Source organism: Paraburkholderia acidisoli, assembly GCF_009789675.1.
Lineage (GTDB): Bacteria > Pseudomonadota > Gammaproteobacteria > Burkholderiales > Burkholderiaceae > Paraburkholderia > Paraburkholderia acidisoli.
The window spans coordinates 755,827-774,492 of the sequence record NZ_CP046916.1 but is presented as its reverse complement, the minus strand read 5'-3'; the positions used below and the strand labels follow the sequence as shown (position 1 = coordinate 774,492).

12 protein-coding genes are annotated in these 18,666 nt (G+C 66.7%); 6 read left to right on the top strand and 6 right to left on the bottom strand.

Annotated features, from left to right (window positions below; translation table 11 throughout):
• Nucleotides 1–39 precede the first annotated feature (39 nt).
• Nucleotides 40–1,632, bottom strand: coding sequence for an aspartate:alanine exchanger family transporter (locus FAZ98_RS32360; RefSeq protein WP_158957846.1), 1,593 nt, complete (start codon nt 1,630–1,632; stop codon nt 40–42).
• Nucleotides 1,633–1,972: 340 nt separating this feature from the next.
• Between FAZ98_RS32360 and FAZ98_RS35865 the strand changes: the two genes are divergently transcribed.
• Nucleotides 1,973–2,236: a hypothetical protein gene (locus tag FAZ98_RS35865; RefSeq protein WP_233272962.1), complete on the top strand. Its 264-nt coding sequence runs from the start codon at nt 1,973–1,975 to the stop codon at nt 2,234–2,236.
• 31 nt (nt 2,237–2,267) lie between these two features.
• Nucleotides 2,268–2,546 (top strand): transporter, encoded by a 279-nt coding sequence (locus FAZ98_RS35860; protein ID WP_233272961.1) that lies wholly within the window; start codon nt 2,268–2,270, stop codon nt 2,544–2,546.
• A 64-nt stretch (nt 2,547–2,610) separates the two neighbouring features.
• Here FAZ98_RS35860 and FAZ98_RS32350 read toward each other — a convergent pair whose 3' ends face one another.
• The 5 genes from FAZ98_RS32350 to nadE form a co-directional block, all read right to left on the bottom strand.
• Nucleotides 2,611–3,786, bottom strand: a complete 1,176-nt coding sequence (locus tag FAZ98_RS32350) for a J domain-containing protein (protein ID WP_158957844.1) — start codon at nt 3,784–3,786, stop codon at nt 2,611–2,613.
• Between the two features lie 166 nt (nt 3,787–3,952).
• The gene (locus tag FAZ98_RS32345) at nt 3,953–5,746 is read right to left on the bottom strand and encodes a cobaltochelatase CobT-related protein (RefSeq protein ID WP_233272960.1); all 1,794 of its coding nucleotides are present in this window, start codon (nt 5,744–5,746) and stop codon (nt 3,953–3,955) included.
• Between the two features lies 1 nt (nt 5,747).
• Nucleotides 5,748–7,013 carry an AAA family ATPase gene (locus FAZ98_RS32340; protein WP_407672148.1) on the bottom strand — a complete coding sequence of 422 codons (1,266 nt, stop codon included), beginning with the start codon at nt 7,011–7,013 and terminating at the stop codon, nt 5,748–5,750.
• A 75-nt stretch (nt 7,014–7,088) separates the two neighbouring features.
• Nucleotides 7,089–7,607, bottom strand: coding sequence for a CinA family protein (locus tag FAZ98_RS32335; RefSeq protein ID WP_158957842.1), 519 nt, complete (start codon nt 7,605–7,607; stop codon nt 7,089–7,091).
• 74 nt (nt 7,608–7,681) lie between these two features.
• The gene (gene nadE, locus FAZ98_RS32330) at nt 7,682–8,518 is read right to left on the bottom strand and encodes an ammonia-dependent NAD(+) synthetase (protein WP_158957840.1); all 837 of its coding nucleotides are present in this window, start codon (nt 8,516–8,518) and stop codon (nt 7,682–7,684) included.
• A 545-nt stretch (nt 8,519–9,063) separates the two neighbouring features.
• Here nadE and FAZ98_RS32325 point away from each other — a divergent pair.
• The 4 genes from FAZ98_RS32325 (at nt 9,064) to FAZ98_RS32310 (ending at nt 18,545) form a co-directional block, all read left to right on the top strand.
• Nucleotides 9,064–10,392, top strand: a complete 1,329-nt coding sequence (locus tag FAZ98_RS32325; protein WP_158957838.1) for an efflux RND transporter periplasmic adaptor subunit — start codon at nt 9,064–9,066, stop codon at nt 10,390–10,392.
• Nucleotides 10,393–10,462: 70 nt separating this feature from the next.
• On the top strand, nt 10,463–13,600 hold the full coding sequence (locus tag FAZ98_RS32320) for an efflux RND transporter permease subunit (RefSeq protein ID WP_158957836.1): 3,138 nt from the start codon (nt 10,463–10,465) through the stop codon (nt 13,598–13,600).
• The gene (locus FAZ98_RS32315) at nt 13,597–16,947 is read left to right on the top strand and encodes an efflux RND transporter permease subunit (RefSeq protein ID WP_158957834.1); all 3,351 of its coding nucleotides are present in this window, start codon (nt 13,597–13,599) and stop codon (nt 16,945–16,947) included. The genes FAZ98_RS32320 and FAZ98_RS32315 overlap by 4 nt, the downstream gene beginning before the upstream one ends.
• Nucleotides 16,944–18,545, top strand: a complete 1,602-nt coding sequence (locus tag FAZ98_RS32310) for an efflux transporter outer membrane subunit (protein ID WP_158957832.1) — start codon at nt 16,944–16,946, stop codon at nt 18,543–18,545. Before FAZ98_RS32315 ends, FAZ98_RS32310 begins: the two co-directional genes overlap by 4 nt.
• Nucleotides 18,546–18,666: the final 121 nt, after the last annotated feature.

The following is an 18,666-nucleotide window of genomic DNA, read 5'->3' as shown; positions in this document are numbered from 1 at the left end:
GGCGTTTGCGCAGGCCACGCGCCGCGGCAACGCTACCGGCTATGAGCCGATCAGGACTGCGGCAACCTGCACGAACAGAATTTTCACGATGGTCATCGAAGGAAAGATCATCGCATAGCCGACGTCGGGCGCGTCCGTGGGCGCGACGCGATTCGCGAACGCCAGAATGGCCGGATTGCCCGTCGCCCCGCTGATCACGCCCACCGCCATGTCGTACGGCAGGCGGAAGACCCACAGGCAGCACGCCGCCGTGACGCACAGCAGCGCGAGCACGATCACCACGCCGTAGAGCAGAAACGACGCACCCGTCACGCCAACCGTGGCGAAAAACTTCGGCCCCGACGCGAGACCCACCTGAGCCAGAAAGATCGTCAGGCCGAAATTGCGCAGCACCAGATTCGCGGTGAGCGGCATGGTCCACACGAACGGCCCGAAGCGCCGCGCGCGGCCCAGACATAGCGCCACCAGCAGCAGCGCCGCCAGCCCGAGCGTGAGGCGGCCCACGCCGGGAATGGGCACGGGAATCACGCCGGCGATCAGGCCGAGCGCCGCGCCCACGCCGATCGAGATGAAGCGCAGTTCGGCCGTGCCCTTGATCGAGTCGCCGAAAAACGCGCGCATGGTCTTGAGGTGCGCATGATTGACCAGCAGGCCCACGCGGTCGCCGAATTCGAGTATCAGCTCCTGGCCCGGCATCATGTCGATGTCTCCGCGCCGCACGTGCGCGATCGAGCAGACCACGCCTTCCGGGAAACGCAAATCGCGCAGCGCGCGCCCGACCACGAGACGGCTCGACGCGAACACGCGCATGTAGTCGAGGTCCTCGCGATGATTCGTCATGCGTCCGGGCTGCAACTCGCCGCATAGCGCCGTGGTTTCGACCAGCAACGCCGGGCTGGTCGCGGTGGCGAGCAGCACGTCGTCCGATTGCAGCACGAGATTGGTGCGAGCCTGCTGATTGTGATGCGCGCGACGCACCGCGGCGATCACCACGCCCGGCGGCAGGCGTGCGGCGAGTTCGGCCAGCGTGAGCCCGACCAGCGCGGGATTCGTGAGCGCGATTTCCGCGGCTTCGATCATGCGTGGCGGCGGCCGTTCGATCTTGGGTTTCAGCAGGGTCCCGAGTGCGTAGAGAAAGAGAATCGGCCCGGCCACGCCGAACGGATAGGAGACGCTGTAACCGACGGTCGCGCCGTCGCCTTTCATCGACGACATCGCGGCCTGCAAACTGGCCGTGCTCGTGCCCGAGCCCGCGAACATGCCGAGCGCCTGATCGAGCCCCACACCGAACAGTGGCACCAGCGCCACCGCCACGAAGCCGGAGACGATCACGCCCAGCGCCGCCGCGGCGTTGGCCTTGAGCCCTTCGGCGCTCGTCAGCCCCTTGAAAAACTGTTCGCCATACTGAATACCGATACCGTAGAGAAACAGCAGCAGCCCTAGCGTGCCGAGCAAGGGCGGCGGCGCCGAACGCGGAGCCCAGCCGCCGATCGCGAGCCCGACGAACAACACGGCGCCCGACCCGAGCGCCACGCCCTTGATGCCGATTTCGCCAACCGCATAGCCGAGCGCCACGGTCACGAACAGCGTGAGCAACGGTTGGGTCTCCAGCAATATCCTGAGCGCGTCCATGCGAACAACCTCGGTCGGTCAGACTGCGTGACGTTAGCGCAACCGCGCTTGAGCCACGTTTATGCGCACTGCGCGGCATACGGGCAAAAAGGCGATTCGCGCTCGCGCCGCTAACGGGGCGAAAGAGTCCTGGAGAATCCGGTAGCACGACGCGAGACACCGCGCCGACGCCGTGCTTCACGAGACGTCTGCAAACGAATGCGGTTATCGACTCGCGCGGTGAGCGCTGTACGAAATGATGATCGCGCAAATCACAAATCAATGCGTCGATCGCGTGATGCGGAGAAACGCACGCGCGCCCGGCCACGCCGTGCGGTGACCTACGCCACGAGGCACCGACATGCCGAAGACGCCCGCTTCTCCCCGCATCAAACCAGTTGCAATGGCCGCACTCTGCCTCGCCGCGGCGGCGCTGTCGTCTTTCGCGACCGAAGGCGGCGTGGGCCGTCCGATCACGGGGCAGCAAGTCACCCCCTATGGCGGCGTGGTACCGCCGACCGACGACTGGATCGTCTCGTGGGCCACTATCTACTACGAGGGGTCGCTCGGTGCGAGCAAGAGCGTGGCCGTGGCCGGACGCGTCACCGCCGGGCACGGCCAATAGCAGTACGAACTATCACAATGCGCCGGTAAGCGTGCTCGATCTGCTAGCGTTGAAACGGTTGGGACACGGCTGGGGCGTGGGTGTGACGGGCGGCTGGATCCAGCAACTGGGCAATGACACGGGACTGGCCGCCAACCTGCTGGATGGCGCGAAAGGCTATTCTGTCGGCCTGGGTCCCATGGTCATGTGGAACGGCAAGTTCGACAAGACCCCGGTGAGCGCCACCTTGCGCTGGGTGAACGAGTTCGCCGCGCACGCGCGGCCCAGCGGCAACGCGGTGCAACGCTCGTTCAGCGCGACATTCGAGTAGCCGCGAGCGGCGTTGCGCCGCACGCCGCCCGCTACGCGCTTCTCTCGCGCTTCGCGCAGGGTTCTCACCGCAGCGCGCCCAGATCCGCATCGATACGCTTGCGCAGATCGCGCACCACGCGCGCCGAACTCACGAGCCACCACGTGGGCGCCGACACCTCGAATTCGTACGCCAGAGCCGTTTGCGCGGGCCCCGACGCATGCGCGCGGCAATGGAACGTGACCGCCTGACGTCGCGCGGTTTGCCCCGCGCGCGGCGAAAAGCGCAGCACGGCACGCATCGCGAAGCGCGACGCGCGGGAGGCGTCGTCATAGGACTCGACGGTCCAATTCGCGCCGAAATGCCCTTCGTGGCGCAACGCGGCGTTCACGCGCCGGAGCGTTTCGTCGACGGGCAAGGCCACGCCGTGTTCGACGCCCGCGCGCGCCGCGCGATAGAACGTGCGCTGCGCCCACGCCCAGCCGAACACGAGCATCACGCCGAACACCGTGAGCAGCCACTGCAGGCCGCTGGCGAGCGCGCGCCCGAACGCATAGCCCGAAACGGGCGCGAGCAGCACGCCCGCCAGGCCGTGCGCGATTGCGAACACAACAATTGCCGCTACCACGCTCGCGGAGAGCGTGAGCAGCCAGCCGCGCGAAGGATCGTCGAAACGGGCGAACAGGGCGTCGCGCAGGCCGTGCGAACGCGGCGCGCGAGCCGTGGCTTGCGGCATGGTTTGCGCGCGCGTTGCATGAGCCTCGTTCGCCTGGTGCGCCTGGTACTTCTCGTGCGCGGCGTAGCGAGCGTCGCTGCCGCTCGTGTCGCGCATGCCGACGAGTTCGCCCTGCAACGCGTCGCGTTCGATGCGCATGCGCGTCATCTCGTCGAGCATGCGCGTGCGTTCGGCCCGCAGCGCGTCGAGTTCGCCGCGCACGCGTTCGCGCTGCGCTTCGAGCGCCTGCATCTGGCCATGCAACTGCTCGGCCTGCGCGACGCTCAGCGCGGCGCGGCTCACGGGCGGTGCGTGGTGCACGGACCAGTACGCCTCGAGCAATTCACGCGCTTCCTTCACGCGCTTGAACTGCTCGTCGGCCCAGCGCACGGAAGCCGCGGTCGGGTGCCGCCATTTGTCGGGGTGCAGGATCTGCGCGAGATGGCGGTAGCGATGTTTGATATCCGCCTCGTTTGCACCCGGTTCGAGTTCGAGCCGGTAGTAAAGGCGGTCGTAATCCACGGGGCGGTAATCGTGGCCTGGCATGTCCTTGTTTTTCGTTAGACGTGAGGGGCGCGCGGGGTCGCAACGCCCGTTTCACTGAAATTAGTTCACGTTGATGCGGGATGCAAGTCGGTCGCAAGCCGCGCGCCCGGTGATTTTTGCCGAATGCGCGTGATTTTTCGACCTGGCGCTTCCTCACTATTGCTCACTACCGATGCCCGACCAGCAGGCGGCTCAACGTCGCGAACGCGACCGCGGGCAATTCGTGCAGTTTGCGTACGACCACGGCGTTCGGGTAAAAGGCTTCGACCGCGTCGTCGAGGATGCCGATGCCAACGAGCTCGATCCCCATCTGCTGCACGGCCGCCACACGCGCGAGCAGGTCCGTGCGCAACACGGCGGCGTCGCCGTCGCTGGTCGAGGGATAGCCGTCGGAGAGCACGAACAGAAGGCGGCGGCGCGCCTTGCGCTGCGCGAGCCGTGCGGCGGCCCACGCGAGCGCCTCGCCGTCCGGGTTCTCGTGGCCGCATTCGATCGCCGCGAGGCCGCTCAGGTCGCGCGCGCCGAAACGCTTGAACACGCGCAGATCGAGCCGCTCGACAAAACGGTTGAAGCGGCGCAAATCGGCACCGGCCGCGCGCTCGCGTTCGAACACGGCGCGCATCTCCGGCGACTCGATCGAGCTGTAGCCGAGCACCTCCGCGTCGAACGCGAGTTGCGTGAGCGCGTCGCCGAGCGCCGCCGCGCAGAGCCGCGCGAGTTCGATCTTGCGCCCCGCCATCGATCCGCTCAGGTCGATCAGCAAGCTGACGACGGTATCGCGGCCGCTCGCCTGCCGCGCCACGCGAAACGGCGTGCGATAGCCGCGCGAGGCCGCCAGCCGCGCCAACGCCGCGCGGTCGATCTCGCCGCGCTCCTGCTCGCGCTTCCAGTGCGTGAGTTCGTCGGCTTTGAGCACGCGTTCGAGATGCGTCTTGAGCGCGCCCGTTTCCGCGCGTGCGAGCGTGCGCAACTTGCGCCACGCCGTGGCGTCGCCGCGACCGGTGAGATCCGTGACGGTGTCGAACGCGGTGGTGAGCGGTATCGACAAGAGCGGACGCCCGCTGGCTCCGGCGCGCGGTCCGCCGGCGGCATGCGGCGCATCGGCCTCCGATAACGACGCGCCCGGCGCGGATTCGGCTTCGTTCGCCGCTTGCGCGCCCGCGCCGCCCGGCTCGCGGCTGGCGTTATCGATTGCCGCCTCGCCGCCTGGGGGCGCGATGTCGTCGTCGATGCCGAAATCCGCCAGCGCCTGCGCGAGTGCCGGATCGTCGTCGAGACCTTCGGCCGGCCCCGCCGTCTGCATCATGTTGTTCGCGCCGCGCGAAGCCAGCGAGCGCACGCCCGCGACGATCGCCTCGGCCGCGCGCACGCTCGCGCGCGTGGAGTCGCTGGCGCGCGCGGCGGCGAGCGGACCGTCCTCGACCGCGCGCAGGGCCGCCGCGAGCGAAGCGGCATCGCGCTCCAGCGCATGCGGCGCTTCGTGCCAGAGCGCGCGCTCGATTGTCCACGCGAGGCGCTCGCGCCACGGCAAGCCTGGCCAGCGCCGCGCGATCTCCTCGCCACGCTGCGCGCGCCAGCGATCGACATAATGTTGCGCGCCGGGAAACGCCGCGCCGAGTCGCGCCAGGACACGACGGTCCTCCACGGCCTGCGCAATGCGGCCCGTCACGCCCGCGCGCGGATGATCGAGCCGCACCGTGTCGCTATAGCGTTGACGCGCGGCGAGCAGATCCAGCGCGCCGAGCAACCCGGCTTCGTGCGCGGCGTTTTCGGCAAGGCGCGCGGGCAGCACGAAATGCACGCCTGACTCGCCCGGCTCCGCGCGCACATGCGGTTCGCCCGCACCGAACGCGACGCTCACGCGCGCGTCGCCGCTGAGCACGCGCGCGAGGCGGCCCAGCGCGAGTTCCGGCTCGGCGCTCGCGAGCAAGCCTGCGGTCGCGACGGGCGGCGTGGCCACGTCAATCGACGATCACGTGATGGCGGATGATGCTGCGGATCAGCGCCGCGTCGTCCGCGCTCACTTTGGCGTAGATCGCCGGTCCCGCCGCGCGCTCGATGTCGCCCGTGCGCAGCATCAGCTCGGCCCAGTCGATCAAGCGCCGCGTGGAAAACGCGCTGGCGAGGTCTTCGCGCGCGAACGCGGCGCGGCAATCGGCGGCAATGGCGGCGAGCGTCCGCGCGATGGGTGGCGTGAGCACCGGCAGCGTGCGCAGCAATACTTCGGTTTCCTCATCGACGGAAAGATAGTCGAACAGATACACGCGCCAGCGGTCGAGAAACGCCTCGTTGAGCAGATTCGCGCCTTGATACAGGTGCCGATACACGCTCATCGCGCCCGCCGCGTTCGCGGTGGCGAACAGGCGGAACGACGGATGCGGCTCGACGATCTCGTTGCCGCGCTCCTTGAGCAGCAGCCGCCCGTTCGGTTCGAGCACGGCGGTCAGCACGGCAAGGATCGACGGCTCGGCGAAATCGAGTTCGTCGATAATGAGCCAGTAGCCCTCGCGCATGGCCACGGGCAGCACGCCGTCCACCCAGATCGTCTCTCCGCCTTTCACGGTCCAGAAACCCACGAAGTCGCCGATGGTCGTCTGGCCGTTCATGTTCGCGCGCAGCACGCCGTAGTGCGCGCGCGCGGCCACCTGCTCGATGAAACTCGTCTTGCCCGAGCCCGTGTGACCGATCAACATGACGCGGCGGTTTTCGACGATATCTTCGAGAATGTCGCGCGTGCGGTTCGTGAAGAGGTACGCCGCATTGATGCGCGGCACGAGCGCGTTCGGCTTGCCGAGCGGCACGGGTACGTTGCCGATGCGAACCGTGGGCATCGCCGCGCGCCGGGTCTCGGCGGCATGCTGTTGTGTTCGGGTTTGCGCGACGGCTTTGCGCAGTGCGCGTGAGAACGTGTGGCCGGCCTGCTCCGCGTTCAATTCGTCGCCGCGTTGCGCTTCGGAGACGAAGCCTTCGCGACGCCATTTCAGCAGCTTCGCTTCGAGATTGTCGAGATCGACGACCGTGTCGATATCGATATGCAAATCGTCTTGATCGCCACGGCCGTGGGCGATGCGGTACATCTGCGCGCGCTCGGACGGGGTGACGCGCCACCACTCGCGCGCCGGGCCTTCGCCGCGCGTATAGAGACCGAGCGCCTGCTGGCTGGCTTCGTCTTCGTCGAATGCGGGCGCGGTGTTCATGGCAGGCGGCACAAGCTGGGAATCGCTCATCTTACCTGCGTGCAGAAGGGGCGGCAAAAAGCCTTGGCTGGCTGGCATAGCCGCCAGGTTGCGCTTCACCAGCCCCTAAATCTCGTCATCCACATCTTCCAGCGGCAGCAACCGGTAGTAATGCTCGATGCGCGAGAGCGCATACATCGCCGCCGCCTCGCGCACTTCGTTGCGCGAACCCGCAAAGCGCGCCGTCTCGCTGAAGGTCATGCGCTCGCCCGCTTCGAGCCGCCACGACCACGCGAAGCATTGCGTGCCCGAAGGTAGCTCGTTCGCGCCGCTGCCCGCCGCGTCTCCCGTATTCGATACGGCCACGCCCGCTTCGCAACCGGGGCAATCGAGCGCCCCTTCGGCCATTTCGCGCGCGACTTCCTCGCTCGTGAGGCCGAACGCGTCGATCGTTGCCCGGCTTACGCCGAGAAAGCCCGCCTTGCCCGAGGGCGACCAGGCGATAAAGCCCACATCGAGGCATGGCTCGCTGCCCGGCACCGAAGCGAGCGCCGCGGCCATCAATCCGCCCGTGCAAGACTCCGCCGTGGCGAGCGACAAGCCCACCGACTTCATGAAGGCCACCGTGTCTTCCGCAATATCCATCTCGTCTCCAACGGCGACCCGCGCGCCGATGCGTCGATGCATGTTGCTGCGCATCACGCATTCCCGCACAGGCGTCATGCCGCTGAAACCGTCACGGGCAGCGCGCGTTTGTGCGCCGTAGCGCGATAGAAGCGCTGGATGGTCGTCAACACGTGATCGGACACGGGCAAGCCTTCGAGAAAGTCGTCGATGTCTTCGTAGGCGATGCCGTAGCTCGCTTCGTCGGGCTTTTGCGGCGTGAGGCTTTCGAGGTCGGCGGTGGGCACTTTCATCACGAGGCCTTCTTGCGCGCCCAATTCGCGCGCCACCGCGCGTACGCGCCGCTTCGTGAGGCCCGAGAGCGGCAGGACATCCGCGCCGCCGTCGCCGAACTTGGTGAAGAAACCCATGAGCGACTCAGCCGCGTGATCCGTGCCGACGACGATACCGCGCCGCGCGCCCGCCACCGCGTACTGCGCGATCATGCGCTCGCGCGCCTTGATGTTGCCGAGCACGAAGTCCTCGCCATGCGCGTCCGCGAACGGCATGCCGCCTTGCTTGAGCGCGGCCAGCATCGCGTCCGATGACGGTTTGATGTCGACGGTGAGGGTTTCGTCGGCGCGAATGAAGTCCAGCGCGCGCTGCGCATCGGCTTCGTCCTGCTGCACGCCATACGGCAGGCGCAGCGCGACGAACCGTGCCTCGCGACCCTGTGCGCGCACGCGCTCCACGCTCAGTTGCGCGAGTCGCCCGGCCGTCGACGAATCCACGCCGCCGCTGATGCCGAGCACATACGTATGCAGGTCTTGCGCGACGAGATAATCGGTGAGAAAGCGGATCCGGCGCTCGCACTCGGCGGCGGCATCGAATAACGGCGCCACGCCGAGTTCCGCGATCACGGCGCGCTGCCACTCGCGAGCTTCGTCGTTCATGGGCGGGTTCCTCCTGTCGATGGACGATGTCGATGAATGAAGTCGATGAAAACCAGACGGCGCGGCGGGAAACTCGCCGGATCGATGCGAGCGTACTTTATTGCCGCCGATCGCGCTGATCGCGGCGATTGCGCCCGTCGCTCGATCGCTCGAACCGCACGGCGCGAGAGCTTACAAAATCCCACTTTGTCATTGCATTGCCTTTCTTCCGGTAACCGCCCGTGTCCAAACCCACGCTATGTAATACGCCAAAACCTTTCAAATTACTAACGTTTCGAAATTGGCGCCTGAGTTGGTTAGACTGCGAGTCTTGGCCTTCGCCGCGTTTTGGTGCGCGGCTTCAAGAGGCATGTCGGCATAACAAACACGAGAAAGCGTATGCAGCGATCCGATCGTCACGATAGTCCCCGGCTGGACCTCGAAGCGCCCCGGCCGATGCGCGCATGCGCGCGGCTGGCTGTCTGGCTCGTTGCCTGCGCAGCGCACGCGCGCCGCCCATCCGGATGCGCCGTGGATCATCCTGGCATCTCTTCACGGAGGCCCGCATGAGCGACGCCCCGCACACGCCCCCGCCCCCCGCGCCGCAACCGCCCACGGCCCCGCCGCCGCATGCCGCGCGGCGTCGCAAACGCGGCTGGATCATCGCGCTCATCGTGGTGATCGTGCTGATCGCCGTGGTGGTCTGGCACGTGCGCAGCAACCGCAAACCGCAGCGCGGCGCGGCGCCGCAAGTGGTGACCGTCGCGCCCGCCACGCTCGGCTCGATGCCCGAAACGCTCAATGCGCTCGGCACCATCACGCCGGTCGCGACCGTCACGGTGTTGCCGCAATTGAGCGGCTACCTCACCGAAGTCGGCTACCGCGAAGGCCAGGACGTGGTGAAGGGGCAGTTCCTCGCGCAGATCGATCCGCGCCAGTACGAGATCAGCAAGGAGCAGGCGCAGGCGCAGCTCGCAAAGGATCAGGCCTCGCTCGCCCAGGCGCGCGCCGATCTCGCGCGCTACACGCAATTGAACGAGCGCAAGTCGATCGCCGAGCAAACTTACTCCGATCAAAAATTTCTGGTCGCGCAGGACGAAGCGGCGGTCAAGTCGGACATCGCCAATATCAAGCAGTACGAGCTGGACCTGATCTATTGCCGCATCACGGCGCCGGTTTCGGGGCGCGTGGGTCTGCGTCTCGTCGATCCGGGCAATTACGTGACCGCGTCGAGTTCCACGGGCATCGCCGTCATCACGACGATCAAGCCCACGACCGTGCAGTTCGCGGTGCCGCAGAACGCGCTGGGCAACGTCTTCCAGCGCTTCAACAACGGCGCGAAGCTGCCGGTGACCGTGTACAGCAGCGACAACACGCGCCAGCTCGGCACCGGCACGCTCTACGCGATCAGCAACCAGATGGCCACGGCCACCGGCACCGTGACGCTGCGCGCGAGCCTGCCCAACGACGACGGCGCGCTGTTCCCCAACGAGTTCGTCAACGTGAAGCTGCTCGTCGACACCCTGCAGAACGCGGTGCTCGTGCCCACGCCCGCCGTGCAGACGGGCGCGCCCGGCAACTACGTGTATCTCGTGAATGCGAACAACACGGTCTCGGTGCACAAGGTCACGCTGGGGCCCGGCGACGGCCAGCACACCGTGATCGCGTCGGGCCTGCAAGCGGGCCAGCGCGTGGTCACCGACGGCCTCGACCGCCTCAACGACGGCGCGAAGATCCAGCCCTCGGCGGCGAAACCTGCGGCGGCCTCGGGGGCCGCCAGCGCCAGCGCCGCGAGCGTGCCGGGCGCCGGCAGCGCGGCCAGCGCGGCCGATGCGCCCGCGGCATCGGACGCCGCCGCCAGCGAGGCGAACGCGGCCAGCGCCGCTTCCGAGTAATCGAGTCACCGAGCCCTAACGGGTCACGCCCTTACGGGTCAACAGTGCCAACCGAGCCCAACACGCGCCGATGAATATTTCGCGCCTCTTCATCCTGCGTCCGGTCGCGACTTCCCTGCTGATGATCGCGATGGTGCTGGTCGGCCTCGTCGCGATGAAGTTCCTGCCGGTCTCGTCGCTGCCCGCGGTCGACTATCCGACCATTCAGGTGCAGACCTTCTATCCCGGCGCGAGCCCGAACGTGATGGCGACGACTGTCACCGCGCCGCTCGAAGTGCAGCTCGGCGAGATTCCGGGTTTGCAGCAGATGATCTCGTACAGCTCCGAAGGCGCGTCGATCATCACGCTGCAATTCGATCTCTCGCTCAACCTCGACGTGGCCGAGCAGAACGTACAGCAGGCCATCAACGCGGCCAACAGCTTCCTGCCGAGCGGCTTGCCCGCGCCGCCCACTTACGCCAAGGTCAATCCCGCCGACCAGCCGATCCTCACGCTCGCGGTCACCTCGAAGTCGATGTCGCTCACGCAGTTGCAGGACGCGGCCAACAATCGCCTCGCCACCAAGATTTCCGAAGTGCCGGGCGTGGGCCTCGTGACCACGGCCGGCGGCAACGTGCCCGCCGTGCGCGTGGAAGCCGATCCGCAAAAGCTCGCCGCCTACGGTCTCAATCTCGACGACCTGCGCACGCTGCTCGCCAATGTGAACGTGAGCGCGCCGAAGGGCAACTTCGACGGTCCCGAGCTCGACTACACGATCAATTCGAACGACCAGATCTCCGACCCGACCGATTACGAGAACACCGTGATCGCCTACCAGAACGGCTCGCCCGTGTTCATGCGCGACGTCGCGCGCGTGTCCACGGCCGCGCAGGACGTGGAGCGCGGCGCCTGGTACAACAAGGCGCCCGCGATCGTGCTGAACGTGCAGCGCCAGCCGGGCGCGAACGTGATCGCCACGGTCAACCAGATCATGCGCGAGTTGCCGCAGCTCGAATCCACGCTGCCCAAGGGCATGCAGGTCACCGTGGTGTCGAACAGCGTGGGCGTGATCCAGGCGTCCGTGCACGACGCCGCGTTCGAACTCGTGCTCGCCGTCGCGCTGGTGGTGGCCGTGATCTTCGTGTTCCTGCGCAACGTGCCCGCCACCATCATCCCGAGCATTTCGGTGCCGGTTTCGCTGGTCGGCACGCTCGCGATCATGTACGAACTCGGTTACTCGATCGACAACCTCTCGTTGATGGCGCTCATCATCGCCACGGGTTTCGTCGTCGACGATTCGATCGTGATGATCGAGAACGTCGTGCGCTATCTGGAGGAAGGCGAAAAACCGTTGCAGGCGGCGTTGAAAGGCGCGGGCCAGATTGGCTTCACGATTCTCTCGCTCACCATCTCGCTGATCGCGGTGCTGATCCCGCTGCTGTTCATGGGCGGCGTGATTGGCCGGCTCTTCAGCGAGTTCGCGGTGACGCTCGCGGTGACCATTGTGCTTTCCGCCGTGGTCTCGCTCACCGTCGTACCGATGATGTGCGCGCGCATCCTGCGCGCCCAGGCCGAGCGCAAGCCGAGCCGCTTCGAGCGCATCAGCGAAGGCCTGTTCGACAAGACGCTCAACGCCTACGAGCGCGGCCTGCGCTGGGTGCTCGACCATCAAACGCTCACGCTGATCGTGGCTGTGCTCACCGTGGTCATCACCGCCGTGCTCTACGTGGTGATCCCCAAGGGCCTGTTCCCGGTGCAGGACGTGGGCGTGATCCAGGGTATCAGCGTGGCCGACAACTCGGTCTCGTATGCGGCCATGGTGCGGCGCCAGTCCGCGCTTGCCGAGGAAATCCTCAAGGACCCGGACGTGGTCTCGCTCACGTCGTACGTGGGTATTGACGGCATCAACACCACGCTCAACAACGGCCGCTTCCTCATCAACCTGAAGCCGCACGACGACCGCTCCGAAAGCGCCGAGGAAATCGCGCGGCGCATCCAGCAGTCGGTCGCGAAGGTCTCGGGCATCCGTTTGTATCTGCAGCCCGAGCAGGATCTCACGCTCGACACCACGGTCTCGCGCAACCAGTACAACTTCGTGCTGCGCGGCCCGAGCCAGGACGCGTTCCAGCAGTACGTGCCCGATCTCGTCGCGCGCATGCAGAAGATTCCGTCGATCACGGACGTCACGAGCGACCTCAACAACAGCGGTCTTTCCGTCGATGTCGAGGTGAACCGCCAGCTCGCGGCACGCTACGGCATCACGGCGGCGACCATCGACAACGCGCTCTACGACGCGCTGGGCCAGCGCATCGTCTCGACCATCTTCCAGCAGTCGGACCAGTACCGTGTGATTCTGGTGGCGAAGCCCGAGTCGCTGCCCACCGTGGAATCGATCGGCGACATCTATCTGCCGAGCCAGACCGCGAGTTCGGGCCAGGTGCCGCTCAAGGGCATCGCGACGATCCACATCACGCGCTCGCCGCTCATGATCAGCCACCTCGCGCAATTCCCGGCGGTGACGATCTCGTTCAACCTCGCCGACGGCGCGTCGCTGTCCTCCGCCGTGCGCGATATTCGCAAGGCCGAGGCCGCGGTGAAGCTGCCGCCTTCGATCACCTCGTCGTTCCAGGGCGCGGCGCAGGCGTTCGAGGACTCGCTCTCGAGCGAGGTGTATCTGCTGATCGCGGCGCTGGTGGCCGTGTATATCGTGCTGGGCGTGCTGTACGAAAGCTACGTGCATCCGGTCACGATTCTCTCCACGCTGCCTTCGGCCGGGATCGGCGCACTGCTCGCGCTCATGATCGCGGGCAAGGACCTCGACGTGATCGGCATCATCGGCATCGTGCTGCTGATCGGCATCGTCAAGAAGAACGCCATCATGATGGTCGACTTCGCGCTCGAAGCCGAACGCGTGGAAGGCAAGCCGCCGCGCGAGGCCATTTTCGAGGCTTCGCTGCTGCGCTTCCGGCCGATTCTGATGACCACGCTCGCGGCCATGCTCGGCGCGCTGCCCATGCTGCTCGGCAGCGGCACGGGCTCGGAACTGCGCCGCCCGCTCGGTCTCGCGATCATTGGCGGTCTCACGCTCTCGCAGATGCTCACGCTCTTCACCACGCCCGTGATCTATCTGTTCTTCGACCGTCTCGCGGAACGCTTCGGCCGCAAGCGCAAACCTGAAGATCGTTCGGACGACGAACAAAGCGGCACGGCACCCGAGGGCACGCCGTGAACATCTCGGCGCTTTTCATCCGCCGGCCGGTCGCGACTTCGCTGCTCGCGATCGCGATCCTGCTTGCGGGCGTGCTGGCATTCTTCCGCCTGCCCGTGGCGCCGCTGCCGAACATCGCGTATCCCGTGATCGTCGTGCAGGCGCAAATGGCGGGCGCGAGCCCCGACATCATGGCCTCCACCGTGGCCGAGCCGCTCGAACGGCGGCTCGGCACCATCGCCGACGTGAGCCAGCTCACGTCGATCAACAACGTGGGTTCTTCGCTGATCGTGGTGGTGTTCGGCCTGAACCGCGACATCAACGGCGCGGCGCGCGACGTGGAAGCGGCCATTCAGGCTTCGCGCGGCGACTTGCCCACCACGCTGCGCAGCAACCCTACGTATCGGCAATACAACCCCGCGAGCGCGCCGATCATGGTGCTCGCGCTCACCTCGGACACGCTCACGAAAGCGCAGCTCTACGACTCCGCCGACTCGGTCATCATGCAGCAGCTTTCGCAGGTGGACGGCGTGGGCCAGATCACGCTGGGCGGCGGCGCGCTGCCTTCGGTGCGCGTGGAGTTGCAGCCGGGCAAGCTCAACAGTTACGGCATCGGCCTGGAGGACGTGCGCGCCGCCATTGGCGCGGCCAATGCGAACAGCGCGAAGGGTCACCTCGACCAGGGCGACCAGCGCTTCGAAGTCATCTCGAACGACCAGATCAGCAACGCGAAGCCGTTCGGCGACGTCGTGATCGCGTATCGCGACGGCGCGCCCGTGTTCCTGCGCGACGTGGGCACCGTGCGTGACTCGAACGAAAACATCCGCAATGCCGGCCTGTACAACGGCAAGTCGGCGGTGCTCGTGATCGTCTATCCCATGCCGGGCAGCAACGTCGTCAAGACCGTGCAGCAGATCCAGGCGCGCCTGCCCAATATCGAGGCCGCGCTGCCCGCCACCATCAAGGTGAACGTGGCCGTGGATCGCTCGGAGTCCGTACGATCTTCCGTGGCCGACACCGAACGCACACTCTTTATCGCCGTGCTGCTCGTGATTGGCGTGGTGTTCGTGTTCCTGCTTTCGCCGCGCGCGACCCTCATTCCCGCGGTCGCGCTGCCGCTCTCCATCGTCGGCACTTTCGGCCCGATGTGGCTGCTCGGCTATAGCATCGACAGTCTTTCGCTGATGGCGCTCACGATTGGCACCGGCTTCGTGGTGGACGACGCCGTGGTCGTGCTCGAAAACATCGTGCGCCACGTGGAGGCCGGGCTCGACCCGAAGGAAGCCGCGTTGATCGGCGCGAAGGAAGTGGGCTTCACCGTGATCTCCATGAGTCTTTCGCTGATCGCCGTGTTCCTGCCGATCCTGCTGATGCCGGGCATCGTCGGCCTGCTGTTCCACGAGTTCGCGATGACGCTCTCCATCGCCATCGTCATCTCGCTCATCATCTCGCTCACGGTCACGCCCACCATGTGCGCGTACGTGCTCAAGCGCGAGCAGATGCACCGCGAACCGTCGCGCGTGGCGCGCTGGATCGACGCGCAATTCGAGCGCTTCAAACAGTTCTATTCGCGCACGCTCGACAGCGTGCTCGATCACGCGGCGCTCATCATCTTCACGCTGTTCGCGCTGCTGGTAGCCAACGTATTTCTCATGAAGCTGCTCTCGGGCACGTTCTTTCCCGAGCAGGACACGGGCATTCTGATCGGCCAGATCATTGCCGACCAGAGCGTGTCGTTCACGGCCATGGAGAAGAAGCTCGCGCAATTGCAGGCCATCGTGAAGCAGGACCCTGCAGTGGAATCGGTCGCGGGCTTCACGGGCGGCCGCGCGCTCAACACGGCCACCGTATTCATCGAACTGAAACCGCTCGCGCAGCGGCATCTCTCGGCCACCCAGGTCGTGAACCGCTTGCGGCCCAAGCTCAACGCGGTCTCGGGCGCGCGCCTCTTCCTGCAGGCGCAGCAGGACTTGCAGATCGGCGGGCGGCAGGCGGCGGCCGAGTACCAGTACACGCTCACGAGCGACGACGCCGACGCGCTGTTCACGTGGGTGCCGCGCCTCGTGACGGAGTTGAACAAGTACCACGGCACGCTCACCGACGTGAATTCGGACCTGCAGCAAAACGGCCTGCAAGCGATGATGACGGTGAACCGTGCGACGGCCAAGCGCTACGGCTTCGATCCGAACCAGATCGACAGCGTGCTCTATGACGCCTTCGGCCAGCGCACGGTATCGACCATTTACAACGCGATCAACCAGTACTTCGTGGTGATGGAAGTCGCGCCCGAATACTGGCAGTATCCGCAGTCGTTCGACCATATCTGGCTCAGCACGGCGGCGGGCAACGCGAACGGCTCGGCGCAAACGCAGATGTCGAGCAGCACCGTGTCCGGCGTCACGGCCTTCACCGCCGAAAGCAGCACGTCCAGCGCGAGCAGCAACACCAATTCCCGCAACGCCAACGCCGTGGCGAACCAGCAGACCAACTCGATCGCCAACAGCAAGGGCGGCAGTTCGAGCGGCAGCGCGGACAGCACCGCCGCCGAAACCATGGTGCCGCTCACGGCGCTCATGAACTGGACCACGAACCACACCGCCACCCAGGTGAACCATCAGGGCACCGAGGTGGCGGGCACGGTCTCGTTCAATCTGCCCGAGGGCGGTTCGCTCTCCGAGGCGAGCACCGTCATCGAGAAAGCCGAGCGCGACATCGGCATGCCCGCCTCCATTCACGGCGCGTTCGCGGGCGCGGCGCAGGCGTACGCGCAGTCGATGGGCACCGTGCCGCTGCTGATTCTCGCGGCGCTGGCCGTGGTGTACATCGTGCTGGGCGTCCTGTACGAAAACACGATCCACCCGCTCACGATTCTGTCCACCTTGCCTTCGGCCGGGATCGGCGCGACGCTCGCCATGCTGATCTTCGGCACGCCGTTCTCGGTGATCGCGATGATCGGCATCATTCTGCTGATCGGCATCGTCAAGAAGAACGGCATCATGATGGTGGACGTGGCGATTCAATTGCAGCGCCACGAGGGCATGGACGCGCGCCGCGCGATTCACGAAGCGGCCGTGGTGCGCCTGCGCCCGATCATGATGACGACGTTCGCCGCGGTGCTGGGCGCGGTGCCGCTCGCGGTGGGCATCGGCCAGGGCGCGTCGCTGCGTCAACCACTCGGCGTGACGGTGATGGGCGGCCTGATCTTCAGCCAGGTCTTCACGCTCTACACCACGCCCGTGATCTATCTGTTCCTCGACCGCCTGCGCGCGCGGCTCGCGCGCTGGTCGGCGCGTCTGCCCTGGAACCGCAACAACCCCGACGCCGGCAACGCAAGCGACGCCACCGACGCCAACGAGAGCGCATCATGAAGAAGACCCGTTTTGACCGATCGCTCCTGCGCCACGCCGCGCCCCGTCTTCCGCGTCTGACTCGCCTGGCCGCGCGCCTGCTGCCGCTTTCCGCCGCCCTGCTCGCGGGCTGCATGGTGGGCCCCGACTATCACCGGCCGCAGGTGAACGTGCCTGCGCAGTGGAAGGAACTGCCCGGCTGGACCCAGGCCGAGCCCGACGCCGCGCAAGGCCCGAAAGGCGACTGGTGGACCGCGTTCCAGGACCCGCTGCTCGACGAACTCGAACCGCTCGTGGCGGTGTCGAACCAGACCGTGCGGCAGAGCTACGCGAACTATCAGGAAGCGCTCGCCGAAGTGCGTGTGGCACGCGCGAGCCTCTTTCCGACCATCGGCATCACAGGGTCGGCGCAGCGCGAGCGCGCGGGCACCGGGTCCACGTCGAGCACGTTGAGCGCGCTCGGCCAGTCGAGCGGCGCGCGCATCGTCAACAGCGGCTCGCTCGAAGGCAACGTGAGCTGGGCGCCCGACTTCTGGGGCCAGGTACGGCGCCAGATCGAAGAGCAATCGGCTACCGCGCAGGCGAGCGAAGCCACGCTCGCGAATGCGACGTTGTCCGAACAGATCGCGCTCGCGAACGCGGTGATCCAGCTGCGTATCGCCGATGCGGACATCGACCTGCTCACGCAGACCGTGACCGCGTACCAGAACTTTTTGCGCGTGGTGTCCGACCAGGACAGCGCGGGCACGGTCGCGCCTTCGGACCTGATTTCGGCGCGCACGCAACTCGAAAGCGCGCAAGCCAGCCTGATCGCGCTGGGCGTCTCGCGCGCGCAGTACGAACACGCGATTGCCGTGCTGGTGGGCCGCAATCCCGAAGACGTGACAATCCCGCACAGCGCAAAATTGCCCACCTTGCCCGTGATTCCCGCGGGCGTGCCCTCGACGATCCTGCAACGCCGCCCCGACGTCGCCACGGCCGAGCGGCAAATGGCTTCGGCGAATGCGGCCATTGGTGTGGCGATTTCCGCGTATTACCCGACCATCTCACTCTCGGCGCTCGACGGCTTCACGCAGTCGCCCATCTCGGGCCTGCTGCATATCGGCAACTATGTGTGGTCGCTGGGCGCGAGCGCGACCGAAACGGTCTTCGACGGCGGCGAGCGCAGCGGCCAGGTGGCTGCGGCGCGCGCGAGCTACGACGCCGCCGTGGCGAACTATCGCGGCACCGTGCTTACCGCGTTCCAGAACGTCGAAAACGACCTCTCGGGCTTGCGCATTCTCGGCCAGCAGGCCGACATGCTCGACGCCGTGGTACGCGACGCCACGCACGGCGCGCAAATCGCCCAGGACGAATATCAGGCCGGGACCGTCGACTACACGACCGTCGCCACGGCGCAGGCCACGCAACTGTCGAGCCAGCAGACCGCGCTCAACGTGCAGCAGACACGCCTGCTCGACGCGGCGGCGCTGATCGGCGACCTGGGCGGCGGCTGGAACGGCGACCTGCACGATGCGCTGCATCCGCAGCGGCTTTCGGCAAATTCCGCCACGAGCGCTTCCGACTCGGCAGCAACGGCGGGCAACGCGAGCGCGGCGAGCGGCGCAGCGACGCAATAACGCGCCGGCACACGCGGCATCGCCGGCCTTACCGCGCCGGATGTTTTCATTCGATTGCGGTTTTGCAACCGCCATCCGCCTTCGCCGGCAGCGCCTGCCCGGCGCGCCTTGACGCACACGC

Excerpts from the sequence above, each read along its gene's own strand:
- nadE (WP_158957840.1), bottom strand. The coding sequence starts at position 8,518 with ATGAACGACGAAGCTCGCGAGTGGCAGCGCGCCGTGATCGCGGAACTC.
- FAZ98_RS32360 (WP_158957846.1), bottom strand. The coding sequence starts at position 1,632 with ATGGACGCGCTCAGGATATTGCTGGAGACCCAACCGTTGCTCACGCTG.
- FAZ98_RS32350 (WP_158957844.1), bottom strand. The coding sequence starts at position 3,786 with ATGCCAGGCCACGATTACCGCCCCGTGGATTACGACCGCCTTTACTAC.
- FAZ98_RS32310 (WP_158957832.1), top strand. The coding sequence starts at position 16,944 with ATGAAGAAGACCCGTTTTGACCGATCGCTCCTGCGCCACGCCGCGCCC.
- FAZ98_RS32340 (WP_407672148.1), bottom strand. The coding sequence starts at position 7,013 with ATGAGCGATTCCCAGCTTGTGCCGCCTGCCATGAACACCGCGCCCGCA.
- FAZ98_RS32335 (WP_158957842.1), bottom strand. The coding sequence starts at position 7,607 with ATGGATATTGCGGAAGACACGGTGGCCTTCATGAAGTCGGTGGGCTTG.
- FAZ98_RS32325 (WP_158957838.1), top strand. The coding sequence starts at position 9,064 with ATGAGCGACGCCCCGCACACGCCCCCGCCCCCCGCGCCGCAACCGCCC.
- FAZ98_RS35865 (WP_233272962.1), top strand. The coding sequence starts at position 1,973 with ATGCCGAAGACGCCCGCTTCTCCCCGCATCAAACCAGTTGCAATGGCC.
- FAZ98_RS32320 (WP_158957836.1), top strand. The coding sequence starts at position 10,463 with ATGAATATTTCGCGCCTCTTCATCCTGCGTCCGGTCGCGACTTCCCTG.